Here is a 25,654-nt window from a genome sequence, read left to right as displayed (position 1 = left end):
CCCCGTCCTTGCGCGGGCACCGGGCGGGCGCCCGCTCAGTAATAGATTTCCATGCGCCCGCCATCGACCAGCATATACTGGCCGGTAATATAGCTGGCGCGCGCCGAACACAGATAGGCGCACAGGCTGGCCACCTCATCCGGGTTGCCGAACCGCTTCATCGGAATGCGGTCGATCAACCCTGCCATGAACTGCTCGTAGGTCTGGTTCACAGCCTTCGCGCATTCGCGGAAGAACGCTTCGTACTGTGCGCCGGTGTCGATGAAGCCCGGCGGCACGGTGTTCACGGTAATGCCGAACTCGGCCAGTTCGTCGGCCAGGCTGCGGCTCAACCCCAGCGCCGACGGACGCAGGGTGTTGGCGAGCACATAATCGAAGCCCAGCGTCGCGCGACGCCCTGGCAGACGGCCATGGCCCGACCCGACCGTGACGATGCGGCCCCATTTGCGTTCCTTCATCGCCGGGGTAACCGCGCGGGCAAAATGGGCAAAGGCCCGCACCACGTTATCGAACGTGGTCTGGAAATCGGCGTCGGTCATCGCGTCAAACCGGCCCGATGGCGGCCCTACAGGGGAAAAGATGGCGATGTCGGGCGCGGCGAAGAGCGCGGCGGTTTCCGCAACCATGCGCGGATAGCTGTCCAGATCGGTCAGGTCGGCGCTGACCCCGCCTGCGGCGCCCCCGGCGTCGCGGATAGCGGCAACAGTTTCGTCGATTCCCGCCTGCCCGCGCGCGACGACCACCACGTTGCAGCCGTTGCGGCCAAGCTCTTCGGCAATCGCCCGGCCAATGCCATGCGTCCCACCGGTAACCAGCGCGGTCTTTCCCGCAATTCCCAGATCCATGCCGCTCTCCCAAAAAATGTTTGTGTCGGCAAGTGGGCGGCTAAAGGCCGTGCCCCGCACCTGCCATCGGTCAGGGGTGACATCGAACCGGCGCGATCATTGTGCGCCGACAAGACGGGAGCGATGCCACATGCAGCCGAACGAAACCGCCGACAGGCTGGCGATTGCCGAACAACTGGCCAACTATGCCCGCGCAATGGACCGGATCGATCGCGATCTGGGCTATGCGGTGTGGCACCCCGAAGGAACAGCGCGCTATGGTGCGATGTTCGAAGGGACCGGGCGTGGCTTCATCGACTGGGTGTGCACCACCCATGCACAGATGGTCGCCCATGTTCACCGTATCACCAATGTCCTGATCGCGCTCGACGGGGACCGCGCCGCCAGCGAAGCCTATGTCCACGCCACGCTGCGCTTCGAACAGAACGGCGTGCTGCGCCAGGGCAATGTCCATGGCCGGTACATCGACCGCTGGTCGCGCCGCGCCGGGCGCTGGGCGATCGACCACCGCGACTATGTGCAGGACATGGACGAAATCGTGACTGCGGGACCGCCGCTGGTGGGCGCGTTCGGCGGCAGCCGCGACTGCGCCGACCCCTCCTATGCGGCGCTGGGAGAGATCGGCGGCTGATCGGGGCGCTTACCCCGCCAGCGCGCGCTGCGCGGCCACGCCTTCGCCCCAGTTGTGAATACGCGCCCAGAACCGGGTGCGGGTGTGGGCGAAATTGTGCATGTGCGCCATGCGTGGGCAAACGTAGAGCTGGATGTCCACCGCGCTCTTGAACGCCTTGGGTTCCGCCCAGGGATCGGGCACAACATCGCGTTCGCCCACGCCGATGAACACCGGCACGCGGACCGACGCCGCTTCAAGCGCCACCGCGCCGGGCGCGACCATGTAGACCCCGCACGCGGGCGTCGTGGCCGAGCGCCATTCCGGCAGAGGATCGACCAGCCCCGCCGATGCCTTCATGTCGAGCGCCGTGATGTCAGCGGGCTGATCGTCATAGTGGAACGACCACTGGAACGGATGTTCGCCAGCCTGCGCCGCTTTCTGCAGCGATTCGGCATCGCCCAGTTGCGGGCCTTGCGAAGCGGCCAGTTGCGCCAGGTTGTAGATTTTCGGCGCGGCCAGCTTGCTGCGCCGGGAGATCCACGGCCATGCCGCCGCCGGCTGGCCGGGGCGCGTGGGCACCACGGTATGGATGCCGCTGTAGCCCAGCACGCCGATGCCATCGAAGGTTTCGTGGTTGCCCTGCGCCACCACGGTAAAGCAGCCACCCATCGACTGGCCGATGCCAAGGCAGGCAGCATCCGGCACGGGGCCAAGCCCTTCGACCAGCGTGCCCGCCGCGATGCGGGCCATGACATGCCGCACCGTCGCATCGTTGCCCGCCGCGATCACATCGAGATCGAGCAGGTCATCGGGCGGAATCGTCGATTCGCCAAAGCCGAGGTGGTCGCATGCGACGAAGATCCATCCGCGTGCGGTATGGTATCCAGCCTCGCCGCCGCCGGTCCCGTCGGGCATATCGAAGCTGTAATAGCGGCGGTTGTAGCCGCCGCCGGGAAAGGCAAAGCACACCACCGGCGGATCGGCCAGAGCACCGTCGTCGGGCAGAAACACCGTTAGCGCAGTGTGCGCCGCCATGCCGATTCCCACGGCGTCGGTTACATCGACAGTCAGTTCGACAGGGTCACGCAAGGCAGGTCTCCGGCAATGCAGGTTAAGGTTTGATGGCGCAGATCAACGCTTCAGGACAGGCCCGCGCCTGAGGCGCTGGGCTTCAGGCGCGGGCGGGCGGGTAGGCTGGCGTCGCGCCCTGGATCTGGGCAAGGATTTCCGGCGCCAGCCAGACATGCTCGACATAGTGGCCAAGCGTGCGCCGCTCGTCCGTATAGATGAAGCGCATCATCTCGCCCAAGGCGCCCTTGAACACAATCGGGTGGCGGTCGAAATCCAGCGTGGCGATGTGGGCATCCCAGTTTTCCAGCGGGCCGTCGATGCGGAAGCAGATGTGGTGGAAACGGATCGCCAGTTCATCCCCGCCGGGCAGCACGTCGCTGAACACCGGCGCGGTATTCCCGATCGGCTCGATCAGTTCGATCTCTACCCCGTTCACCCGGGCCAGCGCGATGCGCAACTGTTCGCCGTTCTCGTCCGAACCGGAATTGGCGTTGGTGAAGGTGTAGAAGGCGGGCGCATCATATTCGCGGCCGAAGGCTTCGATCGCGGCGTCCAGATCGTTGGTGACGTAGGCCACCTGGCTGTGCTGGCTGTTCGGGCGGGCAAACATGATCGTGGTCCTTTCGCGCTCAGTTGGCGTAAAGCTTGCCGCCGTCGATCACCAGCGTATCGCCGGTGTGATAGCGTGAGGCGTCGCTGGCAAGATAGACGGTAGCGCCTTCCAGATCGTCGGGCTGGCCGATGCGGCCCAGCGGAACACGTTCGGAAACGCGCTTTGCCATCATTTCGCCCACCTCCGGGTCGGCGAAGGTCATTTCGGTTTCGATGAAGCCGGGCGCGATCACGTTGCAGCGGATGCCGTGCGGCCCCAGTTCCGCCGCCAGCGCCCTGGCCAGCGAGTTCAGCCCGCCCTTGGCGATGCCGTAGTGCGCCAGCGTCGGCACACCCTGCGCGATCGAGCCGCTGCCGCAGATGATCAGCGAACCGCCCGGATCGCCCGCCAGCGCGCGGTCCACCATATGCTTTGCAACGGCGCGCAGCGTGAACACCGCGCCATCGAGGTTCACATCGATGAGTTCCCGGTAGGCCTTGCGGTCCATGTCCACGAACGGCACCTGCGTGGCGATCCCGGCATTGGCCACGGCAATGTCGATCCGCCCGAAATGCGCCACCGCGCGTTCCACCCCGGCGACAATGGCCGCATCGTCGCGCACGTCGACGCTTTCGGTCAGCACGCGCACGCCGAGCGCGCGCAGCTTTTCGGCGGCCTCTTCGTTCTTGTCGGCGCGGCGGCCCCAGATGACGATATCGGCGCCCGCCTTCGCCAACCCGCGGGCAAAGGCAAAGCCCAGCCCCGAATTGGCCCCGGTGACCAGTGCCACCTTGCCCGCTAGATCAAACATGCCTGCCGCCATAGCCGCCTCTCCTCGTCACCGTTTCGATCGGCAGCGCCAGCGCCGCCCTTGCGCCGGTTGTGGCGCGCACACCGGGCAAACCCCAAGGGAAAACTCCCATTGATTACAGCCAATACTATTGCGCGACCGCCCGGTTGCGGAAATGCCCGGACCTGACCATCCCAGATGTGCGCCCGTGCGGCCGGTCAGGAGCGCACGGTCTGGCGGAACACCTTGGGCGTCGTGCCCACCGCCTTGCGAAACGCCGCGGAAAAAGCCGCCGGGGTTTCGAATCCGCACCGCCAGGCGATTTCCTTGATCGGTGGCTGGCGTTGCTGCAACAGCGCCTTGGCCCGCGCGATGCGCCGCTCCGCCGCATAGCTGGCCAGCGTCTGCCCGGTGGAAACCCGGAACAGCCGGAAGAAATGCCGCGTGCTGACATCGCACAGCCGCGCCAGATCGGCCACGCTGGGCAAAGGCCCCGGCTGTTCGATCGCCTCGTCGATCCGCCGCAATTGCCCCTGATCGAGCCGCGAAGGCCCGTCTGCCCCGCCAAGCGCGCGCCGGAAATAGCGCGCCAGTTGCACGCGCACTTCGGTCATCAGGGCTTCGGCCAGCAAGGCGCTGCCAAAATCGGGCGATTCGATTTCGCAGGCCAGCCGCATCAGGGCATCGCGCACCTGCGGACTGCGCACGTCGAGCGAGGCTTCCAGCGCGGCTTCATCGGCCAGCAGGTCGCGATCATCGCCCACCAGCGCCTCGAACCCGCAGCAGATCGAACGCTGCTCTCCTTCGCCCCAGCGCGTTTCCAGATCCTGCCCGGCGGGGATGAAGATGATCTCGCCCATCGGGATCGGATCGCTGCGCGGGGCGGCGGTGTAATGACCGATCGGCGCACCGGGACGACGCGACAGCGCCAGATCGAGAAAACCGCGCCCCGACCGGAACACCCCGCTCTGCGGCCCGGTGAAGCGGTAGTGGTGCAGTTCCACCGTGGCGCGGGGCAGGACCATGCGTCCTGCGACGCTGCAATCCATCCCGCTGACCTGCGGCACATCGTACACTGCCGAGATACTTGCCATGCCATGCCTCTCCCGGCCTTGACCCCGTGCTACCGCGGCCCGGCCGTTCTGTTGTCGCGCCGGCGCGCACTGGCCGACTGCGGCCGCAGCTTACAGCCACAAGGCCGCCCGCCGCAATCCTTGGTGCACGAACCACACCCGCTTGCCGCCCGTGCCCCTCCTTTGGATAGGCGAGAATCTCGAAAGCAGGTTCATGCTTTGCTGCGGCGCCGGGGAACCCTGCCGATTCCTTGGCGATCGCGGCCCGCAGCCCTGTCTGCGTCCGGCCCGACAACAAATGACCGCCGTTCAAGCGCGCGGCAAAAACGAGGGATGTGGATGATGGGTATCGAAGAAAACAAGGCCGTCGTGCGGAGCTGGTTCGAAGCGGTCAACCGCGGCGACGAAGCGGCGATTCTGGCCACGACCAACGAAGATTTCCTGTTCGTGACCATGGCCCGCCAGCCCGAATGGCTGCTGTACGAATGGAACCGCGAACAGTTCTCGAAGGTGCCTTCGACGATGTCGACGGTGCTGAAATCGCCGATCCAGCTCAAGATCGTGGACATGACCGCCGAGGGCGATCGCGTGGCTGTGGAAGCCGAAACCGATTCGGAAATGCTAAACGGCCGCCGCTACAACAACGCCTACCACTTCGTGTTCAAGCTGCGCGACGGCAAGTTCACAGAAGTGCGCGAATATAGCTGCAGCTATCTGGCGCAAAGCTGCTTCAGCGCGGTCACCCCCGATGATCCGGCCGCATCGCGCATGGCCGAAGCCTGATCGATCCCCGGGCCGGGGCACCCTCCCCGGCCGCCAATGCCAGGAGCCGTACAATGCGTACCGATACTCTGGAACATTTGCGCCGGACCATGGAAGCGCAGCTTATCCGCGCCGAACACCCGGACGATTTCCCTTATCTCCCGCCGATCCCGGCATCGCGCTATACCGATCCCGGCTTTGCGAAGCTGGAACACGACGGCCTGTGGATGCGGGCCTGGCTGCAGGTCGGCCATGTTTCCGAACTGCCCGCACCCGGCTCTTACTTCCTGTTCGAGCAGCTCGAAAAGTCGGTGATCATCTCGCGCGGGAAGGACGGTGCGATCCGCGCCTTCCACAATGCCTGCCGCCATCGCGGCTCGGCCCTGCTGCTGCAGCATTCGGGCAAGGCGATGCGCTTCGTGTGTCCCTATCACGCCTGGGGCTATTCGCTGGAAGGCGAACTGAAATCGGTGCCCGATCAGCACGATTTCACCTGTCTCGACAAGGCCGAGAACGGGCTGCTGCCGGTGCGCTGCGAAGTGGATCGCGGGCTCATCTTCATCAACTTCGACGAAGCGGCCGAACCGCTGGCCGATTTCATGGCGCCGCAGGCGCCGCAGAAGGAAGGCTATCCGATCGAGAAGATGGTTGTGAAGGAACGCCTGCTGATCGAAATGGACTGCAACTGGAAGCTGGCGCTGCACAATTTCCTGGAAATTTACCACGTCGCCACGGTCCACGCCAAATCGATCGCGCCCTACCTCGATTCGCCAAGCTTCGTCGTTGCGCTGTTTGCCAACGGCCACATGCGCTTTGCCACGCGCAAGAAGAAGGGCAACACGATCTTCGAGGCAGACTTGTACAAGCCCGATGACGTGGCCGACGTGTTCAGCCAGTGCACCATCGCGCTGCCGACCTTCCCCAACACGTTCTTCGCGCTCGACCCCGGCGGTTTCTCGCTGCAGTCTTTCTGGCCCGCCGGGCCGGATAAGTCGATCATGGAAGTGCGCCTGATGGGCTGGGACGTGGACAGCGACGCGGATCGCGAACACTGGCAGGCGATGAACGGCATCGTGCGCAACATCCTGTCCGAAGACCTGTGCCTGTTCCGCTCGATCCAGCAATCGCTGGAACAGGGCACGATTCCCCAGTTGCGATTCGGCTACCAGGAACGCGCGCTCTACTGGTTTGAGGAAGAGGTCGATCGCCGTATCGGCGCAGACGCGATTCCCGAATCGCAGCGCGTCGCGCAAGTGCTGTCCGGGCAGATGCAGCGCTGAGGCCACAACGCAAAAAGGAGGCTGCGGCGGCGCAATGCCGGCCGCGGCCTCCCTTGCGAAATGGCGCAGCGAATCAGGCTTCGACGATGGCCAGCGCGGCCTGCGGGCAGGCATCGGCGCCTTCGCGGGCGCGGTCTTCCAGGCCTTCGGGGACGATTTCGTCATCGACATAGACGATGCCGTTCTCGTCGAGCTTGTATACCTCCGGGCATATTTCGGCGCAGACGCCGTAGCCGCAACATGCGGGCTTATCGATTACAACTTTCAAGCGTTTGGACATGCGTTCCTCCTCTCCGGGCACCAATTACATGTTGAACACCTTTGGTTCAACATGTACAAGCACATTACTGAATTTTCCGATGGAGAGGATCATGCTGCAAAAAGCAACTTTCACGCTGTCTGACGGCGCGACACTTGACGATCTGGTCAAGCGGGACTCCTACGAAGTTGCCCTGCGGGTGATGAGCGATGAAGAGCTGTACAAGCTCGAAATGGAGCGTGTGTTCGCCAAGACGTGGCTTTTGCTTGGCCACGACACCGAAATCCCCAATGCTGGCGATTTCGTGGTGCGCGACATGGGTGAAGACCAGGTCATCGTCACGCGCGACCGCAACAACGAAATCCATGTTTCGCTCAACGTCTGCCCCCACCGCGGCATGAAGGTGTGCACCGCCGAAGCGGGCAACGCCCATGCCCACCGCTGCATCTATCACGGCTGGGCTTTCCGCCCGGACGGCAGCTTCATCGGTGCGCCGGTGGAAAAGGAGCAGATGCACGGCAACCTTCTGACCAAGGACAAGCTGGGCCTCAAGAAGGCGCGCGTCGAAGTCTACGGCGGCCTGATCTTTGCCACCTGGAACATCGATGGCCCGTCGTTCGACGATTACCTCGGCGACATGAAATACTATCTCGACCAGCTTTTCTGCCGCACCGATTCGGGGCTTGAACTGCTTGGCCCGCCGCAGCGTTTCATCCTGCCGTGCAACTGGAAGATTCCCGGTGAACAGTCCGGTTCGGACGGCTTCCACACCCTCACGCTCCATCGCTCGCTGATGGAAGGCGGCGTGATGGGCGGCACGCCCGAATCGATCTACGACAACGCGCCGGGCATGTACGGCGTGGACGTGAGCTGCGAACAGGGCCACTCGCTGCGCTGCCTCGAAGCGGCGCAGACCTTCAAGATGTTCTCGGACATCAGCTTCGAAGGCAAGTCGGTCGAGGAACGCCTGCAGATGCTGCCGCCTCCGGGCATCACCAAGGAACTGATCCCGCAGTTGTTCAACAACCTGTCGCCCGATCAGGTCGAACAGCTCGCCACCATCCCGCCGCAGGTCGGCGGCCTGTTCCCGAACATCCTCGTGGCCTTCATCTTCGCACCGCGCACCGATGGCGGTTCGTCGGGCGCACTGGCGCTGCACACATACGTCCCGCGCGGGCCGGACAAGGTGGAGTTCGTCAACTTCATCTTCGCGGAAAAGGATGCCCCCGAACAGGTGAAGCGCGACATGCTGCAGAACAGCATCCAGCAGACCGGCACGTCGGGCGTCATCGAACAGGACGATGCCGACACCTGGCCGCAGATCATGCGCAACGCGCGCGGCGTGGTCAGCAAGGACATCACCCTCAAATATCAGGCGCTGCACGGGCACGAACGTCCCGAAGGCTGGAAGGGCGGCGGTCTGCTCTATCCCGGCTTCACCAAGGACGATACCCAGTGGAACTGGTGGATGGCCTACTACAACCTGATGGCCGAAGCGTGAGCGCCGGCAGTCTCTAGAGAGGACGTATAATGGTAAATTACGCGACCGCGGCTGTCGACAAGGCAAGCGTGATGCGGGGCCTTGTCTCCAAGAACCGGGTTCCGCTCGGCTCGGAAATCTACAACCGCATCCTGGAAACGCTCTACGACGAAGCCGCCGCTCTGGACGAGCGCCGCTTCGACGACTGGCTGGCCATGCTTGAAGAAGACCTGATCTACACCGCGCCCGTTCGGCTGACCCGCAACGGTCCCAACAAGGACCGCGACGTGATGCGCACGATGATGCATTTCGACGACAACTATCAGTCGATCCTGATGCGCACCGGCCGCCTTTCGAAGAGCGCGTGGGCCGAAGATCCGCCCTCGCGCACCCGTCGTTTCGTGACCAATACCCGCGTGGCGGAATGCGAAGCGGCCGGCGAATACGAAGTGTCGAGCTATCTCTACGTCGAGCGCAGCCGTTTCGATGTTGCGCACAACGAAACGATCAGCGCGGAACGGCGCGACATCTGGCGGCTTGTCGGCGGTGCCTACAAGCTGGCCCGGCGCGAGATCATCGTCGACCAGTCGACGCTGGGCATGTCGAACCTGGCCATCTTCCTCTAATCCGATGGCCCAGACTGCACCGCATGTTGTCGTTGTAGGCAGTGGTCTTGCGGGGTACGGCGTCCTGCGTGAGCTGCGCAAGCTCGCGCCGGACGCCAGACTGACGCTCGTCACCCATGATGACGGGCACTTCTACTCCAAGCCCGCGCTGTCCACCGCCCTGGCCAAGGGCAAGGTGGCCGATACGCTGGTGACCACCGCGGCCGAGAAGATGGCCGCGCAGCTCAAGCTCGATCTGCGCGCAGGCCGCCTTGCCGAAGGGATCGACCGCGAAGGCAAGGTTCTGCTGACCACTGGCGGGCCGATCTTCTATGATCGGCTGGTGCTGGCGCTGGGCGCTGATCCGGTTCGCCCGCCGATCGACGGCGATGCCGCGCATCGGGCGCTGGCTGTCAACAATCTTGACGATTATCGCGAATTCAGGGAAAAATTGCCGGATGGCGCGCGCGTGCTGGTCATGGGCGCGGGGCTGGTCGGCACCGAGTTCGCCAACGATCTTGTCACCAGCGGCTACAGGGCCGTGGTCGTGGACATGCTCGGCCACCCGTTGGCCCAGCTCGTCCCGGCGCCGGTGGGCGATGTGGTGCGCGATACCCTGGCCGGCCACGGCGTGGAATGGCATCTGGGCCGCAAGGTCGCGGCCATTCACAAGGCTGGAGACAAGGGCATCCGCGCAGTGCTCGACGATGGCACCGAAATCCTTGCCGATGTCGTGCTTTCCGCGGTGGGCCTGCGCCCGAATACCGATCTTGCCCGCAATGCTGGTCTGGAAGTGGACCGTGGCATCAAGGTGGACCAGACCGGCCGCACCAGCGATCCCGACATTTTCGCCATCGGGGATTGTGCGCAATATCCGCAAGGCCTTGCCGCCTATGTTACGCCGATCATGGCCGCCGCGCGGGCAATCGCGCCGGGCGTTCTCGGCACGCCGACCGATATCCGTTTCCCGACGCTTTCGGTGCAGGTAAAAACAACGACATACCCTTTGGTACTGCTTCCCAAACCGGGCGATGTTGAGGGACAATGGCAACTGGCCGAAGACGACGATGCAGGGCTGAAATACCTGTTCGTGGACACCAACGGCGCGACGCGCGGCTATGTGCTGACCCGCGATCGCTGCCAGGAAAGGATGGAGATGGATAAGCTGCTGATCGAAGCCCTGCGCGAGCCCGCTGCATGACCGGCCTGTTGCAGGACAAAGTCGCCATCGTCACCGGCGGCGCAAAGGGACTCGGCCACGGTATTTCGCGCCGCATGGCCCGCGAAGGGTCGCACCTGCTGATCACCGGACGCGATGGCGCGGCCACCGAACGGGTCGCGGCCGAAATCCGCGAAGAGTTCGGCGTGCGCGCGGTCGGTATTTCGGCCGACATGGCGGTGAAGGAGCAGGTCGTCGGCATGGTCGAACGCGCCGTGGCGGAGTTCGGCGGGCTGGATACGCTGGTGCTCAACGCATCGGCGCTTTCGCCCAACGTGCTGCTTGAGCACAAGACCGACGAAATGCTGGACGAAACGCTGAAGATCGGCACCTTCGGAAGCTGGTGGGCGATGCGCGCGGCCTTCCCGCACATGAAGGCGCGCGGCGGCGGTTCGATCGTGACGTTCTATTCGATCGACGCGCAGACCGGCGCGTGGCTGCACAGCGACTACAACATGAACAAGGGCGCGATCCTGGGGCTGACGCGGTCGGCCGCAGTGGAATGGGGCCGTTTCAACATCCGCACCAACGCCATCGCCCCGACCGGCATGGGCCAGGTCTTTGCCGATCTGGCGGAAAACGTGCCCGGCTTCCTTGAAATGGCCACGGCCAGCAACCCGCTCAAGCGGGCGGGCGACCCTGAAAACGATATTGGCCCCGTGGTCGTATTTCTCGCATCGGAGATGTCGCGTTTCGTGAACGGCGAACTGATAAACGTGGACGGCGGGCAGCACCTGCCGGGCTATGTCAGCGTGCCGCACAATCTTCAGGAACTGGAGGCTGCCGGGTGAAATTGCTACCACAGGGCGAATGGGGCGGCACCGCCGTCGGCGAGCAATATGCCAGCGTCCAGAAGATTCTGGACGGCACATTGCGCGCCATTCGCACTGTGGGCGCGCGCCGCCTGTCGATGCGCGACATCAGCGATGCCAGCGGCGTTTCACGCGGCACGCTGTACCGCTACTTCGCCTCCAAGGAAGATGTGCTGGCGGCGGTTTCGGAATATGTCTGCGCCAGCTTCGAACAGGGCATCACCGAAGTTGCCGACCGCATCGAAGACCCGGTCGAACGGTTTCGCGCGGTGATGCAGTTCTTTGCGCACTTTACCGTGGACCGTTCCCCGGACCGGATCTTTGAAGTGGAACCTGCGTTCCATCTGGAGTTTCTGCGCACCCATTTCGCCCGCCACCAGGCGGCGGTGCGCGAGGCGCTGGAACCGACGCTGGATTATCTTGAACGCAAGGTCGGGCAACCGATCAACCGCGATGTCCTGATCGAAACGCTGGTCCGGCTGCAACTCAGCACGCTGGTTATCCCGGCAGACGACAAATGGATGCGCATCTGGAATGAATCGCCCGAGCACATATTGCAATGGGCGCTGCAGACTGTCGGCTAAGGTGCCGGACGAAAAGAAGAAGAAAGGATGGATCAATGGCCACCATTGCCAAGCTTAATGTCGATGACGCGACTGGCTTTGCCTCGAAGGACGTAGCGGACGGCTTTGTCCAGATCGCGCGCGACCTGCGGCCCCTGTTGCAGCGTGAAGCCCCCGAAGGGGAAAAACTGCGCGCGCCGACCCCGGCGGTCGACAAGGCGCTGAAGGACAACCGCCTGCTGCAACTGCTGGTGCCCAAGCGCCTTGGCGGCGTCGGCCTTTCCACCACCGATTTTTGCCGCGTGCAGATGGAAATCGCCAAGGGCGATCCGGCGGTAAGCTGGGTGATGCAGATCATCAACGGCACCACATGGATCACCAGCCTGGCGCCCGATGGCGTGCAGGACGCGGTGTTTGCCGATGGCCCGCAACCGGTGTGCGGCGCCTACAACCCGCCGGGCAAGGCGCGCAAGGTCGATGGCGGCTGGATCATCAACGGCAAGTGGCCGTACATGTCGGGTTCGCGCCAGTCCACCTGGGCGCAGCAGGGCGTGGTGCTTGAAGACTATGATGGCCCGGTCGTTCCTGGCATCAACATGTGCTACCTGCCGATGGATTCGATGACCATCGTCGATAGCTGGTTCGTTTCTGGCATGCAGGGCACCGGTTCCGACACCGCCGTTGCCGAAAACGTGTTCATCCCCGACAGCCAGATGGTGTTGATGAACGAACGCGCCGGCCAGATCGACCCGACCAAGCGCCATTTCGGCGCCCCGTCGGATCTGCTGCCCGCCGTGCCCGTCGTGCGCACCACCGGCATCGCACAGCTTATCGGCGCGGTCGAAGCGATGATCGAAATCATCGCTGCGGAAGCGCCCAAGAAGCCGGTCCTGACGACCTTCATCACCACCCGCACCAATTCGGGCGCCTATATGCGCGACCTGGGTGAAGCGGCCGCGATGGTCAACACCGCCAAGCTGATCCTGTTCGATCTGACCGCCAAGCTCGACCGCGTGGCGATGGGCGAAGAGTTCACGCTGGAGGAAAAGGCGATGCACCGCGCCGCCGGGGCGCAGATGATCGAACTGGTCCACGCCGCCAGCGAATCGGCCATGTTCCAGGCAGGCTCTTCGGCCTTCGCGCTCGACAAGCCGATCAACCGCTACTGGCGCGATGTTTCGATGGCCACGCGCCACATCCAGAACATCCCGACCATCGGGTATGAAATCTACGGTCGCAACCTGACCGGCGCTGACGGCATTTCCCCGCCCGGCGCTTACTGATCGGAACACCCGGTCCGGGCCGCCCGCGCACCTCGCGCCGGGCGGCCCCTTTTCTCTCGAGCCTCGTCATAACCGACACGCCACAACGGAACCGCCCGATGAAAGCCGCTATCATCACACCCGACGGCCGCTTCACGCTGGCCGACTACGCCGCGCCCGCACCACGGGAAGGCTGCGCGCTGATCAGCGTGGCCGGCGCCGGGATCGGGCCGACCGACCTGATGCGGGCCAAGGGCTTTTTCGGCCCGGTCACCGATGCCTATGTGCCGGGCGGCGAAGGCGTGGGCACGCTGGCCGATGGCGCCCGTGTCTATTTCGGGCACGCCATGGCGCCGTTCGGGGCCATCGCGCAGACCACGCTGGTCCCCGAAAGCGAAGTCTGGCCGGTGCCCGCCGGGCTGGCCGACGATCAGGTGATCGCGCTGGCGATTTCGGGCACCGGCGCGCTGATCCCGCTGGAAGAGGCCGGGATCAAACCGGGCGACAACGTACTGATCCTTGGCGCCACCGGGCCAGTCGGGCAGATTGCCTTGCAGATCGCGCGGATCATGGGCGCAGGCCATGTCGTTGCCGCAGCGCGCAGCGCAGACCGGCTGGCGCAGATGGTTGCGCGCGGCTGGGCCGATGCCACGGCGCAACTGGGCACCGGCGATGACGAGGCGGCTCTCAAGGCCGTGTCGAACGGCGGCTACGATGTCGTGCTCGACGTGGTCTACGGCCCGCCCGCCGAAGCCGCGATGCGCGCCACCCGCCCCGGCGCGCGGATGATGAGCATCGGCGTGCAGGCCGGGCCGACCGTGGCGCTATCGCTGCGCGATCTGGTGTTCCGCAGCCACATCGGCGTGGGCACCGGCCAGCGCCCCGTCGCCGAACGGCGCGCCGCGTTCGACCGACTGATGGCCATGGCCACCGGCAAGGGGCTGACGGTGGATACCGCGCTGTTCGCGTTTGACCGCGCCGCCGATGCCTGGGCCGCGCAAGGCGGAAGCCCGCACGCCAAGATCGTCATCACGCTCTGAACGGGGCAGCGCGGCCTGCCTGCCGGATCAGGCGATCGCGCCCACCGAACCGCCATCGACGCGCAGCGCCGCGCCGGTGATGTAAGACGCGCGTTCGGACACGAGGAAGCAGGCCGCATCCGCCAGTTCCTCCACGCGCCCCATCCGGGCAAGCGGGATCGTCGCGCGCCACACTTCGGCAATCACGCGCTTTTCCAGCGCCGCGCCGGTTTCGGTAAAGCCGTGCGCGGCGGCGCTCTTCTCTATTGATGCCTGGGTGTTGGGGGTCAGCACCGGCCCGGATACCAGCGTATTGACCAGCACCCCGCTATCGCCCAGTTCCGCCGAAAGCGTTGCCGTCATCGAATGGAGCGCCAGCTTGGCCGCGGCGTATTCGGGATGGTTCAGCATTGCGCGATAGGCCGCGCCGCTGCTGACGTTGAGCACCCTGCCCCAGCCGCGTGCGCGCATCGCCGGGACCAACGCCTGGATCAGTTGCACGGCATAGAAGGTCGATGTCTGGAACTGGCGCTGCCACGCATCGGCGGGGGCATCGAACCAGCGGTGCGGCTCGGACGCCGCGCCCGCGCAGTTTATCAAGATGTCCACCGGCCCGCTTGCCAGCGCCGCCTGCGCCAGCCCGGCAACCGCTGCCGGATCGTCCAGCGTGGCCAGCAACGCGGTGGCCTTGCCCCCCGCTGCGGTGATCGCATCGCACACGCCCTGCGCGCTTGCCGCGCTGCGCCCGTGGACGATGATCTCCACTCCTTCGCGCGCCAGCGCAGCGGCAATCGCCGCGCCAATGCCGCTGCTGGAACCCGCGACCAGCGCGCGGCGCCCTGCAATGCCCAGATCCATGATCGAACCCCTCTCCCGTCGCACCCCGTGGCGCGGTTGATCCGGTCAGTCTGGACAGCTCGCCGGCCATCGCCGCCTGCCCGCGGACAGGCCCGCTGCGCGCGCGGCATGGCAGACTTCGCGCACGGAAACGAAGGGGAGAGGCGCAATGAAGATCAACATGGCGATTCCGCGCACGCTGGAAATCCCCGCGCTGTGCCAGCCGTGGGAAAAGGGGCTGGGCGCGGCGGAGGTCAAGCGCGTGATGCGCCTTGTCGATACGCTGGGCTTTCACCGGGCGGTGCTGGGCGAACACTTCCTGATTCCCATCGATCACATCGCGCTGAGCGGGGCGTTCTGGCACCACGGCACCGGCGCGCTTTCGGCGGTGGCGGGGATGACCGACACGATCCACGTGTCTTCCTCGATCACCATCCTGCCGCTGCAGCACGCCATCGTGCAGGCCAAGGCATGGTCCACGCTGGACTGGTACAGCGAAGGACGGGCAATCCCGGTGGTCGCCGTCGGCTGGCTGAAGGACGAGTTCGAGATGCTCGGCGTGCCCTTCCACGAACGCGGCAAGATGATGGACGAATACGTCCAGGCGATTCTGGCGCTGTGGTACGAAGACGACCCGGTGTTCGAGGGCAAGTATGTGCGCTTCCGCGATGTGCGCTATGAACCCAAACCGGTGAAGGGGCGCATCCCGCTATGGTTCGGCGGCGACAGCAAGGAGCCGTGGAAGCGCGTGGCCAAGTGGGGCGATGGCTGGCAGCCAGCCTTCAGCCAGCCGGAAAAGTTCCCCGAAATCATGGACTTCATCCGGTCCCAGCCAGAATATGATGGCCGCCCGCTGGGCCTCTATTTCCCCATCGAATCGATGCGCATCGGCGAAGGCCACGTTGAAACCGGCGCAGACGGCATCGTGGGAAGCTGGGACGCGCAAAAGGCGATCGACCTGTGCGGCTGGCTGACCGAACGCGGCGTGACGGAAACCAACATTCCGCTGCCGCCGCTGCGCGACCTTGAGGAGTACCTCGACTTCCTGCGCTGGGTTGGCGCAGAGGTGATCCCGAAGGTAGCCTGAACCGCCCCGAAACGCACCCGGCGGGCCGCAGGCGCTACCAGCGGTGGCGCCACTGCGCCGCGCGCACCCGCCGCCGCAGCATCTGCTGGCGCTCCTCAACCGAAACCCGCGGCGTATCGGCGGGCAGGTGATCACGCACGCTGGCGGCATCGACAATGCGCAGGCGCGGTTCCGGGCCTGAGCTTGCCTGCGTCCAGCGCAGCATCATCGACCCGGTCAGGTGCCCGCCGCAATCGAGCCAGTTGGGCACGCCCGGATCGGCGGCGGCAATCACCGCACGGAACCGCCCGTCGCTGTCCAGTCGGGCCTGCGCGGCGTTGAGGCTGCTTTGCCGGTTGAAGAAGTCGATGGTGTTCCACAGCGGATCGTTGAGCTGGATGTTCCAGTAGCGCACCGTTTCGGGCAGGTCGGTTTCCACGATCATCGCCTGTCCCGGCTCCAGCGCGTAGATGCCCTGATAGTAGTGCTGGCCCGCAACCCCGCCGCGCCCGGCCCAGTCATCATGTTCCAGACGGTTGACCACGCCTTGCGCCCGCTGCCGCGCGCCATAGTTCATGGCGAACCCGACATAGCGTTCGACAAAGCCCGAAAGCGCCGCAAGCCGCCGCGCGATCTCTGCCGCGTCGAGTCGCACCGGGCCGATCGGCCGATCGACGCGTTCGATGGCGATCTTCGCTTCTTCCTCTTCGCCCCAGTTGTAGTACCCGCGCCGCACCGCGATGTTGCAGGCGCGCGGGTCAAGGCGCACCCAGTCGCCGGTATGGCCCGCCGGACGCTCAGCGCTCAACAGGATATCGAAGCTGCCATCGGCGCCCAGCGTGCAGTCATCAAGGTCGATGAACCCGACCGAAGGGCCGAACTGGTCGAGCACGCCGATGGACCCGGCGTTGATGTCGAAGAACACGAACACCCCGCCGCCGCGCTTTCCGCTGAGGCGGTAGGCGCCCTCCCCGCGGATCGAGGCCGAACCGTAAATGAAATCGGGATTCACCCCGACGCTGTTCATCACATTGCTGACCGAACAGACGAACTCCGGGTGATCGGGATCGACGAACGTGCTCTGAAATCCGGCGGCCAGCGCCATGAACATCAGCCGGTAGGCTTCCTGCCGCGCCAGCGGATCGGCCGGGTCCGCTAGCAGGTCAAGGACGCTATCCGCCCGCGCCAAGGTGCCGAGGTAATCGGCCCACTGCGGCAGCCCCGCCGTATCAGATGAAGTCACGGTACGTCTCGGTGTAACGGGCAAAACGGGCGCGCACGGTCGTTTCGTCCAGCCCGAACTCCTCCAGGCTGTAGCTGCGCTTGCCGTGCTTGTCCGAGGGGTTTTCCGCCAGCCAGTCGAGCGCCGCCTGCGCGCCCTCGTCGCTCAGTTCGCGGCCGAACTGGGCATAGGCCTTGCGGATCGTCCCCACCGGGTCGGTGATCAGATCCTTGAAGCGCATGTCGTGGATCGGCAAGTCCGGGGTTGCGGCGCGATAATCCATCATCGCCTCGATCCCGTCGGTCCAAAGATCGAGGAACTCGCGCCCGATCTTTTCCTTGCCCGGTTCATCGTAGGCCGGGCTGCGGATCACGTACATGAGCTGCGAGATCGAAGCGACGACCTGCGTCGGATCGCGGTGCGGCTGGATGAAGATGGCATCGGGATAGACGGTGCGCAGTTCGCGCATCTTGTACATGTGCTCCTGAATCTTGACGACCCAGTGTTTGCGCGGATTGCGCCAACCCAGATGCTGCAACCACATCTTGTGCACTTCATAGCGGAACGTTGCGTCGATGCCCTTGAACCATTCGTAGAAGCGCGGCAGCCGCTGCAGCATGCACACGTTGCTGCTCTGGAACGATGTGGTCATGAACGAGCCGCATTCCTGCGGGATCATCGCCCCTAGAGGATGGCCCTTGAGCAGTTCCTTGGGATCGCCGCCGAACTGTTCCCACAGATAGGCATCGTACCTGGCAATGCGCGGGTCGGTCTTTTCGGTGGCGCGTTCGGGCGGGGGCGAAGGGTAGGCGATTTCCCATTGCAGCGGCGCGCGCACATCGGGGTCTTCGTTGAGCAGGGCGTGCAGCACGCTGGTGCCGCAGCGCGGCAACCCCACGATGAACAGCGGTTCACGGATTTCCACCTCGGCGATTTCGGGGAAGCGCGCGCGGTCATCGGCAATCTGCTTGAGCCGCCCCAGATCGTCGTGAATCTGGAACAGCACGCGGGCGCGGCCGTTTGCGTTCAGATCGGTCATCTCCGCGGCAGACCGGATCATCATCTCCAGCCCCGGCTTCACGTTCTCGCGCAAGTAGGCGGGCAAAGGGTACTGATCGAGCAGGGCTTCCGCATCGAGCGCCGAAAGGTCGGTTTCCACCACGCTTGCCATAGTTCCGGGATCCTCTGTTATCGCTTTACATCAACGCCGCGCGTTACAGACCCGAAGCTGCCCTGCCGGGTGCCGCACCAAACCTATCGACGGATTGGTATGCTGTTGCACACCATGGCGCGCAGAGCGCAGGTTCAGGATTCCAGCAGGCTGTCCGAGCGCGCCAGGCTTATCAGGCGCAGGCCATGGGCGCGGGCCTGTTCCACCGCCAGCGTCGATGCGGCAGACAGCGTGGCAAGCAGCGGCACGCCCGCGATGACGGGCTTCTGCACCAGTTCTAAACTGCATAAGTCCACATCTTGGCGACGCCCAACGAAGTCAGGCCCCAGGTCCACAATAGGCCGTTGGCGGTACGCGCGAACTCGCGCGCGGAGATCATCTGCATGACCAGGTCCCCGCCAAGACCGCCCCACTCTTCCGGGATGCCGATGCCGAAGAAACCCTGCTCCCTCAGCTTGTCCCAAAACGGATAGGGATAGTTTTCCTCGTCGGCTTCGAGCTGGCGCATCCAGTCCCTGGGGCATTCAGCCTCCACCCAGCGACGCGCGATGTCCTTGAACGCCTGTTGATCTTCGGTAAGCTAAAAAATTCATAGGACTGCTTATCTCCTGCTTGGCTCTGGCCGCGACCAACCCTCTCCAACCCATATATCGACAGGCACGATAGTGCTCTTCAGGGCAGGCGCGCGCCACCCCGGACAAACGGGCGATCCCCGCCCTGTGTCCCCCCTTCGATTGTGCAGCAAGAACAGCGCGGGCGGTTATCGCGGCGTCCACACCAGCGGCAGGGCGACCGGCTGGATCATGCCGAGATGACAGGTCACGACATGGCCCGGCTGCAAGGTGAACGGCGGAATGCGGGCGAGAAACTCCTCCATCGCAATGCGCAGTTCACGGCGCGCCAGATGCATGCCGACGCAGGTGTGGATGCCGAAGCCGAAGCCGACATGGCGGGGGCGGCGGGCAAAATCGACGGCGCCGGGATTGTCGAACTCCGCTGGATCGCGCCCCGCCAGCGTGGTGGACATGCACACCTTGTCGCCCGGCATGATCTTCTGCCCGCGAATGGTCGTTTCCTTCTTGCAGGTGCGGAATGTCGTGACCGCCCCATAGGCCCGCATCAGTTCGTCGATCGCGTGGGGAATGTCCGCCGGATTGGCGCGCAGCGCAGCTTGGTCTTCAGGGTGTGTCGCCAGGTGCCAGAACTGCAGGCCCATGTTGGTCGACACGGTATCCAGCCCGCCGATGAACAGGTTGAACATGAAGCCGAGCAATTCGTCCTGCGTCAGCGGGCGGCCTTCGATTGTAGAGGTGACGCCAAAGCTGATGAGGTCGTTACGGGGATTGGCGCGGCGATCGTCGATCTCGCTGCCGAGATAGGCTACGACCTTGTTCGTGGCGTCCGCGATCTTGGACAGATCATGGTTGTGCAGGAGGTTCATTTCCCAGTCCATGAACTCCGCCACACGATCGTGCGGCAGGCCCATCAACTCCATGAACACCTTGATGGGGAACTCGAACGCGAAATCGGCCATGAACTCGCACGATCCGCGCGCAGCGAATCCGTCGATATAACCAACCGCATATTCCCGGATCTTGTCTTCCAGCGCGGCCATCGCCTTGGGCGTGAAGGCGGGGTTGACCATCTGCCGGAACGGGCCGTGCGCAGGGGGATCAAGCTCTACCGGCGAATTGATCCAGGTACCGCCGGTCAGTTTGGAAAAGGGCGAAAAATCCTGCGTCGAATAATGATCGGTATCAAGATAGATCGCGCGCATATCTTCCATGCGGCGCGGAACCCAAGCGGGCGTCCCGCCGGGATAGGCATGGGGCGCATAGATCAGTTCCGGGCCTTCATGCACTGAATCTGCCAGCGCGTTGAACGGATCGACATCGGTCGTGGTGCCGAAGACGAACGGGAACGGGCGCACCAGTTCGGATGGCACGTGATCGGGAATGACCGGTTCAGGAAAGGCGACTGCCATCTTATCTTCTCCCTTGTGCTTTTTAGCCTAAGCGGGGCTGCAACGCGCATCGGGATGCCCGCCTGCGACGCCCCGCCACCCGTTACGCCGCGCCACTGGCTTCGATCACGACGATGACATTGAACGAACGGTTCTGCTGCGGATCGGCGGCGATCCTTGCGGCAAGCGCTTCGGTCACGGCATCGAGCACTGTGCCACGATCGCGCCCCGGATCAAGCGCGGCCGCGAAGCTGGGGCCGTTGGCCGCGCGCATCATGTCGGCCCAGACCCGGCCAAGCTGCACCGCATCGCCGCTGTTGCGATAGGCATCCCAATAAGGGTCGGGCGCCTGCACCGTGGCCAGATCGGCCAGACGCAGCCCGGTCACGCGACCATCGCGGAATGGCGCTTCGATCTGGGCGGCGGACCGCCCGGCCGAAGGGGCGCTGATCCGCTCCAGTTCGCCCTGGCTGAGCAGGCCTGCATCGGCGGTGTCGACCCAGCTTTGCCAGAACGCGTTCGCCATCCATTCAAAGCCGTGCGAATCCGGCCCGCGCCCCATGAACTGGCAGACCAGACGCCCACCGGGGCGCATCTCGCGCGCCCGTGCGTGCAGGAACGCCACCCAATCGGCATCAAGCTGCGCGTCGATCGCGGCACGCACCGCCGGGTCGGCGCTGAACACGCCCCAGCCGTGGTCGGGCACCGCACAGGGATTGCGGCTCATCCAGTGAAGCGCATTGGAGGTCCAGCCCAGATCGATACTGTGCACCGGCAACACTTCGCTGAAGTGCGAACGGCCGATTGCCATGGGATAGACGTTGGCGCGCCCGGCCAGATAGCTGGCGGGGTCTTCGTCCAGAACGGTGAACAACGAGGTGAAATCGTTTGACGGCAGATCGACATGGCTGATCACGATCGGGCGATCCGGCCCGATCCGGGGTCGCAGCGTGTCAATGGCCGCCGCCATCGGGATCATCGAATTGCGCCCTTGCGACGCGCCATAGTCCGCAATCCCGAAAGGCGTGGGAGACGCGGCCGCAACCGGGTATTCCGCCGCCGCCGCCAAGAACAATGGCAGAGCAGAGCCGAGGTTGGCAGCCTGCAAGGCGGAGTTGCGGTTATAGAACCCACCGCCCTGCATTGCCGCCGTCGGCGCTGGCGCGTCGTGGCTCAAGCGCCGTCGCCCATTGCGCCGAACACGCGTTCGGTCTCCTGCAGGTCGAGGTATTCGCGCACCCCCACCACGCGCCCGTCACGCACGGTGAACAGGTGGTGGTAGTGGTTGCGATAGGCGCGCCCATCGGGAAACTCGAAGTTGCCGCGCGATTCCACGGCAACCCTTTCCCCTTCGGCGGTCGTGGCGACAATGGTGGTCTTCGCCACCGTGGCCATGCCCAGCATCTGCTGCATCTGCGTCAACAGCGTTTCGAGATCGAGCATGCCCACGCCCGAAACGTACCACGCCACGTCCGGGGCAAGGATCGTCCGGATCGTTGCAAGATCGCATTTGTCCAGCGCCTGCATCAGGGTGATGACAAGATCGCGGTTGCGGTCCGCCAGCGCCTGGGCATCCTGGCCTTCGGCAAATGTGGTCACGGCATTCCTCCTCGGCAGTGCAGGCGCGTCCGCGTGCTTATTTGGCGATATAGGTTGCGGTCGCTGCAGCCAGAGCGCCAAGATCGACACCAGCCTTGTCGCCCGCATCCATTGCCGCGCTGACGTCCTTGACCATGTAGCGGCGAACGGTTTCGAGCATGCCTGCCGGGTCTTCATCGACAAAGCGCGCCATGACGTCGCTGGCGCCGCTGCACTGGATCAGCGCAGCCGCGGTGGACGAACGTTCAAGCCCCAGCCCTTCGGCAAGGCGCAACGCATCACAGGCAAGCTGGATGTGGCCGGCAAACAGGATGTTGTTGACCAGCTTGATCGCCCGCCCGGCGCCGCTGGCGCCGACGTGGAAGATCGCGCGGGCAAAGGTATCGAAGACCGGGCGGTTGCGCTCGATCGCATCGGCATCACCGCCGACCAGCAACGTCAGCTTGCCCGATGCCATTTCCGATTGCATGCGGCTGAAACAGGTATCGAGGATGGCGATGCCCGCGGGCACGCCGGCGGCAATCGCCTGAATCGATTCGATGCTGCCGGTGGTGAACACCGCCACGGTCGCGCCGGGCTTGAGCAGGTCTAGCACGCCTTCCGGGCCGGTCAGCACATCGGCCACCTGATCGTCCGAAAACACCGCCAGACAGACCAGATCGGCATCCTGCGCGGCTTCGCGCGGCGAACCGACCAGCACCAGCCCCTGCGCGTCCTGCTCGGCCGGGGGCTTTACGTCATACGCGCGCACCTGATGTCCGCCAGCAGCCACTGCCTTTGCCGTGGGCAGGCCCATCTGGCCCAGTCCAATCCATGCAACCTTCATCGTCTGTCCTCTCTTGCGCCCAATGCGCGCTGTACGCATCACCGCTTGCGTCAGACGACGGCCCAGGACGCCTATCGCACGTCAGGTCGACGCACGACGCAGCACCGGCGATCAGGCATATTCGGCCAACCGGTCCAGCCCGCGCACCGGATCGGTCACCCCGTCCCACGCCAGATGCGCGCGGTGCATCCGCGCCATCGATTCTTCCATCGCCGGAGAGATTTCCATCAGTTCGATGAACGCACCATCGGCGCTGCGGGTATCGAAAAGGCAGAACCGTTCGCCCGAAGGCATCTGCCCGCTGAATGCCACCGCATGGCCCCTGGCGGAAAGCCGCGTGAAATTGGCGTCGTACGGGCCGCGCAGCATGACATGGTGATAGCCATGTCCGCTTTCCTCCAGCATCTCGCGGAACACTGATGGGCCGTCGTTGGTCTGCTGCAGCAATTCGATCAGCAATCCGCCGGAAAAGCCGAACGCCACTTTCATCGCCACCTGGGTGGGATTGCCGCGATAGAGTTGTCCGGGCAGAACCGGCACATCGAACACGAAGAACGGCCCCGCCCCGATTGTGCCGGTCCAGTGATCCAGCGCCGGGCCAAGATCGGCCACGACCTGGCAAAGTTCAAGAACGGATCCGGTCGGTTGCATCGGCGTTTCCTTATGCTGGCGGTAGTGATGGCGCGTCAGGGCCGCCACTGCGCGGCGCGGGTGCGCGTGCCGTGGTCGCGCGCACGTTGCGTCAACTGGCGGCGACGCCCCGCAATGTCGATGCGTGGCACCTGCGCGGGCACCACGGCATCAACATCGGCCAGATCGAAGACCTGCACCGTGCGGATGAAGGTGGCGGGATCGGCGGTTGGCGGAACCCCTTGCCAGCGGGTCAGCATCCAGCCTTCGGCGAGGTTGGTCGTGTCGATCCAGTTGGCTATGCCGGGATCGACCGCGCTCAGCACATAGCTTTGCGTGCCATCGGCGCTCGGGGCGACTTGGGTGCTGTTGAGGCTGACCAGCCGCACCATCGGATCGGGCGAGATGGTCCATGGGTCGGCAATCTGGAACCCGGAATAATAGCTGCCTGCCGGATCGAGCGTGACCAGCAGCGCCTCGCCATCGGCCAGCCGGAAGCGTCCGCCCGCCAGATAGCCCCAGCCGCCATCGCGCCCGTTCGGTCCCACCAGCCGGTTGGGTTCGGGCAGGCCAAGGAAATCATCCTTGAAATGGCTCCAGAAATGGACCCACGCCGGCATATCGGCAATGACCTTGGCGGCAATTTCATCTTCGCTGCGCGCGCGGTGCGCGGCGGGAGGATCGAGCCGCCGGACAGACACTTCGGCAGGAAGCTGATTCCAGTCGCGCTGGCTGTCGCGGGTATAGACCTGATGCAGCTTGCCCGGCTCGGTGCGCAGATGGCGCGGCCCGCCCTCGCCCGGACCCACTGTCACGATCACCGGATCGGTCGGGTGCGCCGGATCGCGCAAGTCCTGCAACGTAAACGCGCCAAGGTTGCGGCCCAGCCCGGCGTGGTGGTCCGGCTCCACCTCCAGCACCACACTGAACTGCGGCGGATCGGCGGAGAAGCGGATGGTGATTTCATAGTCGCCATCGCCATCGACCGGGATTTCACGGTTGAAATTGTCCGGGTTGTCGATGGCGACCGCCGCGCCCTGATAGACATGGCCGTACCAGTTGCGCGGCGCGTTGCTGATGTTCCACACCACTTTGGGGTCGGCCGGATCGCCGTTCGCCTCGCGCATGGCGAGGCCCAGCACCCATTGGTCCAGCGCACGGTCCAGCCCGGCAATGCCGTCGAGCGTGGCGGCCAGCGGATCGGCGCGCATGGCGATACGGGCTGCTTCGCGCGCGGCGCGCACGTCGGCGCGTTCGATCAGGCGCAGCGAAAGCCGTTCGGCTTCTGCCTGATCGGCTGTCCAGAGCGGGTTGGCGCTCACGAGATCGTCCCCACGCGCCCGCCTTCGGTGAAGATCGTGCTGCCGGTGGTATAGCTCGACGCATCGCTGGCCAGCAGGATCGCCGCGCCTACCGCTTCGTCCGCCGCGCCGAACCGCTTGATCGCATTGCGTTCGGCCAGCCCCAGGCCGCGGTGGATCTCCGCTTCCTGCCCATCCGGGCTCATCGAGCCGACACACAGGCAATTGACGCGGGTGTGCGGGGCCTGGGTCTTGGCCAGTTCGCGGACCAGGAACAGCAGCGCGGCCTTGCTCACGCCGTATGCGACAGCGGGCGGAATGGGGGTAAAGCCGCCACAGCTCTGCACCGAAATGATCGACCCCTTGCCGTGGGCTTTCATGTCGGTCTCGGTCAGTTCCGCCAGCCGCCATGTCGCCATCACATTGACGTCCATGGCCGTTTGCCACACGGCGTCCGTGTTGGCCCACAGGCCGCCGTCCTTGGCGTAGACCACCCCGGCGGCGGCATTGTTGAACACGATGTGGATCGGCCCGAAGGCGTCGTGCGCGGTATCGACCAGCTCGCGCAGATCGTCCTTGCTTGCCGCGTCCACCGCGACCGCCCGCGCCCGACCACCGCCCAGCGCGTTGATTTCGGCGGCAATGCGATCCAGCCGGTCCTGGCTGCGCGCGGAAATGACCACATTGGCGCCGAGTTCGGCATAGGCCTTGGCCACATGTTCACCGACGCCGGGGCCGACCCCGGTGAGGATTGCTGTGCGGCCATCAAGCCGGAATCGGTCGAGTACGCTCAT

General features: G+C 64.8%; 28 protein-coding genes and 1 pseudogene. 12 read left to right on the top strand and 17 right to left on the bottom strand.

Going from position 1 to position 25,654, the window contains the following annotated elements:
- Window positions 1-35 precede the first annotated feature (35 nt).
- On the bottom strand, window positions 36-845 hold the full coding sequence (locus GGR44_RS12155) for an SDR family oxidoreductase (RefSeq protein WP_183955848.1): 810 nt from the start codon (window positions 843-845) through the stop codon (window positions 36-38).
- Between the two features lie 130 nt (window positions 846-975).
- Between GGR44_RS12155 and GGR44_RS12150 the strand changes: the two genes are divergently transcribed.
- Window positions 976-1,476, top strand: coding sequence for a nuclear transport factor 2 family protein (locus GGR44_RS12150; RefSeq protein ID WP_183955847.1), 501 nt, complete (start codon window positions 976-978; stop codon window positions 1,474-1,476).
- Window positions 1,477-1,485: 9 nt separating this feature from the next.
- Here GGR44_RS12150 and GGR44_RS12145 read toward each other — a convergent pair whose 3' ends face one another.
- The 4 genes from GGR44_RS12145 to GGR44_RS12130 all read right to left on the bottom strand — a co-directional run bounded on the left by GGR44_RS12145 (window position 1,486) and on the right by GGR44_RS12130 (window position 5,005).
- Window positions 1,486-2,547, bottom strand: coding sequence for an alpha/beta fold hydrolase (locus GGR44_RS12145; RefSeq protein ID WP_183955846.1), 1,062 nt, complete (start codon window positions 2,545-2,547; stop codon window positions 1,486-1,488).
- Between the two features lie 82 nt (window positions 2,548-2,629).
- Window positions 2,630-3,139: a VOC family protein gene (locus tag GGR44_RS12140; protein ID WP_183955845.1), complete on the bottom strand. Its 510-nt coding sequence runs from the start codon at window positions 3,137-3,139 to the stop codon at window positions 2,630-2,632.
- 19 nt (window positions 3,140-3,158) lie between these two features.
- Window positions 3,159-3,932, bottom strand: a complete 774-nt coding sequence (locus GGR44_RS12135; protein ID WP_246344585.1) for an SDR family NAD(P)-dependent oxidoreductase — start codon at window positions 3,930-3,932, stop codon at window positions 3,159-3,161.
- 197 nt (window positions 3,933-4,129) lie between these two features.
- On the bottom strand, window positions 4,130-5,005 hold the full coding sequence (locus GGR44_RS12130) for a helix-turn-helix transcriptional regulator (protein ID WP_183955843.1): 876 nt from the start codon (window positions 5,003-5,005) through the stop codon (window positions 4,130-4,132).
- Between the two features lie 318 nt (window positions 5,006-5,323).
- Here GGR44_RS12130 and GGR44_RS12125 point away from each other — a divergent pair, with 318 nt between their 5' ends.
- The 10 genes from GGR44_RS12125 (at window position 5,324) to GGR44_RS12080 (ending at window position 14,266) form a co-directional block, all read left to right on the top strand.
- Window positions 5,324-5,767, top strand: coding sequence for a nuclear transport factor 2 family protein (locus tag GGR44_RS12125; protein WP_183955842.1), 444 nt, complete (start codon window positions 5,324-5,326; stop codon window positions 5,765-5,767).
- Window positions 5,768-5,820: 53 nt separating this feature from the next.
- Window positions 5,821-7,026 carry an aromatic ring-hydroxylating oxygenase subunit alpha gene (locus GGR44_RS12120; RefSeq protein ID WP_183955841.1) on the top strand — a complete coding sequence of 402 codons (1,206 nt, stop codon included), beginning with the start codon at window positions 5,821-5,823 and terminating at the stop codon, window positions 7,024-7,026.
- Window positions 7,027-7,060: 34 nt separating this feature from the next.
- Window positions 7,061-7,429 (top strand): hypothetical protein, encoded by a 369-nt coding sequence (locus GGR44_RS17215; protein ID WP_425511316.1) that lies wholly within the window; start codon window positions 7,061-7,063, stop codon window positions 7,427-7,429.
- Window positions 7,398-8,786 (top strand): aromatic ring-hydroxylating dioxygenase subunit alpha, encoded by a 1,389-nt coding sequence (locus tag GGR44_RS12110; RefSeq protein WP_183955839.1) that lies wholly within the window; start codon window positions 7,398-7,400, stop codon window positions 8,784-8,786. Before GGR44_RS17215 ends, GGR44_RS12110 begins: the two co-directional genes overlap by 32 nt.
- A gap of 29 nt (window positions 8,787-8,815) precedes the next feature.
- Window positions 8,816-9,391: an aromatic-ring-hydroxylating dioxygenase subunit beta gene (locus GGR44_RS12105; protein ID WP_183955838.1), complete on the top strand. Its 576-nt coding sequence runs from the start codon at window positions 8,816-8,818 to the stop codon at window positions 9,389-9,391.
- A gap of 4 nt (window positions 9,392-9,395) precedes the next feature.
- Window positions 9,396-10,571: an NAD(P)/FAD-dependent oxidoreductase gene (locus GGR44_RS12100; RefSeq protein WP_183955837.1), complete on the top strand. Its 1,176-nt coding sequence runs from the start codon at window positions 9,396-9,398 to the stop codon at window positions 10,569-10,571.
- Window positions 10,568-11,380, top strand: a complete 813-nt coding sequence (locus GGR44_RS12095) for an SDR family NAD(P)-dependent oxidoreductase (protein WP_183955836.1) — start codon at window positions 10,568-10,570, stop codon at window positions 11,378-11,380. Before GGR44_RS12100 ends, GGR44_RS12095 begins: the two co-directional genes overlap by 4 nt.
- On the top strand, window positions 11,377-11,985 hold the full coding sequence (locus GGR44_RS12090) for a TetR family transcriptional regulator (protein WP_183955835.1): 609 nt from the start codon (window positions 11,377-11,379) through the stop codon (window positions 11,983-11,985). Before GGR44_RS12095 ends, GGR44_RS12090 begins: the two co-directional genes overlap by 4 nt.
- Window positions 11,986-12,020: 35 nt before the next feature.
- A complete protein-coding gene (locus tag GGR44_RS12085; protein WP_183955834.1) occupies window positions 12,021-13,247 on the top strand; it encodes an acyl-CoA dehydrogenase family protein in 1,227 nt (408 codons plus the stop codon).
- Between the two features lie 98 nt (window positions 13,248-13,345).
- Window positions 13,346-14,266 carry a quinone oxidoreductase family protein gene (locus tag GGR44_RS12080; protein WP_183955833.1) on the top strand — a complete coding sequence of 307 codons (921 nt, stop codon included), beginning with the start codon at window positions 13,346-13,348 and terminating at the stop codon, window positions 14,264-14,266.
- A gap of 27 nt (window positions 14,267-14,293) precedes the next feature.
- Here the strand turns inward: GGR44_RS12080 and GGR44_RS12075 are convergent, their stop codons facing one another.
- The gene (locus GGR44_RS12075) at window positions 14,294-15,103 is read right to left on the bottom strand and encodes an SDR family NAD(P)-dependent oxidoreductase (protein ID WP_183955832.1); all 810 of its coding nucleotides are present in this window, start codon (window positions 15,101-15,103) and stop codon (window positions 14,294-14,296) included.
- A 148-nt stretch (window positions 15,104-15,251) separates the two neighbouring features.
- Here GGR44_RS12075 and GGR44_RS12070 point away from each other — a divergent pair, with 148 nt between their 5' ends.
- Entirely contained in the window at window positions 15,252-16,169 is a 918-nt protein-coding gene (locus GGR44_RS12070; RefSeq protein WP_183955831.1) for an LLM class flavin-dependent oxidoreductase, read from the top strand.
- A 34-nt stretch (window positions 16,170-16,203) separates the two neighbouring features.
- On the opposite strand, the gene GGR44_RS12065 is transcribed toward GGR44_RS12070, so the two are convergent.
- The 11 genes and pseudogenes from GGR44_RS12065 to GGR44_RS12015 all read right to left on the bottom strand — a co-directional run bounded on the left by GGR44_RS12065 (window position 16,204) and on the right by GGR44_RS12015 (window position 25,654).
- Window positions 16,204-17,391 carry a DUF1214 domain-containing protein gene (locus GGR44_RS12065; protein ID WP_343052334.1) on the bottom strand — a complete coding sequence of 396 codons (1,188 nt, stop codon included), beginning with the start codon at window positions 17,389-17,391 and terminating at the stop codon, window positions 16,204-16,206.
- Window positions 17,378-18,541 carry a sulfotransferase family protein gene (locus GGR44_RS12060; RefSeq protein ID WP_183955830.1) on the bottom strand — a complete coding sequence of 388 codons (1,164 nt, stop codon included), beginning with the start codon at window positions 18,539-18,541 and terminating at the stop codon, window positions 17,378-17,380. The genes GGR44_RS12065 and GGR44_RS12060 overlap by 14 nt, the downstream gene beginning before the upstream one ends.
- Window positions 18,542-18,675: 134 nt before the next feature.
- Window positions 18,676-18,813 carry a formate dehydrogenase accessory sulfurtransferase FdhD gene (locus tag GGR44_RS16955; protein ID WP_343052333.1) on the bottom strand — a complete coding sequence of 46 codons (138 nt, stop codon included), beginning with the start codon at window positions 18,811-18,813 and terminating at the stop codon, window positions 18,676-18,678.
- A gap of 5 nt (window positions 18,814-18,818) precedes the next feature.
- Window positions 18,819-19,106, bottom strand: a pseudogene (locus tag GGR44_RS12050) (acyl-CoA dehydrogenase family protein); the annotation flags it as partial.
- 195 nt (window positions 19,107-19,301) lie between these two features.
- The gene (locus GGR44_RS12045; RefSeq protein ID WP_183955829.1) at window positions 19,302-20,525 is read right to left on the bottom strand and encodes a cytochrome P450; all 1,224 of its coding nucleotides are present in this window, start codon (window positions 20,523-20,525) and stop codon (window positions 19,302-19,304) included.
- Between the two features lie 82 nt (window positions 20,526-20,607).
- Complete coding sequence (locus GGR44_RS12040) at window positions 20,608-21,612, bottom strand: class I SAM-dependent methyltransferase (protein WP_246344584.1); 1,005 nt, start codon at window positions 21,610-21,612, stop codon at window positions 20,608-20,610.
- A 65-nt stretch (window positions 21,613-21,677) separates the two neighbouring features.
- Window positions 21,678-22,103, bottom strand: coding sequence for a nuclear transport factor 2 family protein (locus GGR44_RS12035; protein WP_183955828.1), 426 nt, complete (start codon window positions 22,101-22,103; stop codon window positions 21,678-21,680).
- A gap of 37 nt (window positions 22,104-22,140) precedes the next feature.
- Entirely contained in the window at window positions 22,141-22,968 is an 828-nt protein-coding gene (locus GGR44_RS12030; RefSeq protein WP_281374236.1) for an NAD(P)-dependent oxidoreductase, read from the bottom strand.
- A 72-nt stretch (window positions 22,969-23,040) separates the two neighbouring features.
- Window positions 23,041-23,580 (bottom strand): VOC family protein, encoded by a 540-nt coding sequence (locus tag GGR44_RS12025; protein WP_183955826.1) that lies wholly within the window; start codon window positions 23,578-23,580, stop codon window positions 23,041-23,043.
- 35 nt (window positions 23,581-23,615) lie between these two features.
- Entirely contained in the window at window positions 23,616-24,881 is a 1,266-nt protein-coding gene (locus tag GGR44_RS12020; protein WP_183955825.1) for a hypothetical protein, read from the bottom strand.
- On the bottom strand, window positions 24,878-25,654 hold the full coding sequence (locus GGR44_RS12015; RefSeq protein WP_183955824.1) for an SDR family NAD(P)-dependent oxidoreductase: 777 nt from the start codon (window positions 25,652-25,654) through the stop codon (window positions 24,878-24,880). The genes GGR44_RS12020 and GGR44_RS12015 overlap by 4 nt, the downstream gene beginning before the upstream one ends.

Source organism: Sphingobium fontiphilum (assembly GCF_014196635.1).
Classification (GTDB): Bacteria; Pseudomonadota; Alphaproteobacteria; order Sphingomonadales; family Sphingomonadaceae; genus Sphingobium; species Sphingobium fontiphilum.
Note: the sequence above shows the minus strand (reverse complement) of the source record. Positions and strands in the feature narration are given on the sequence as shown.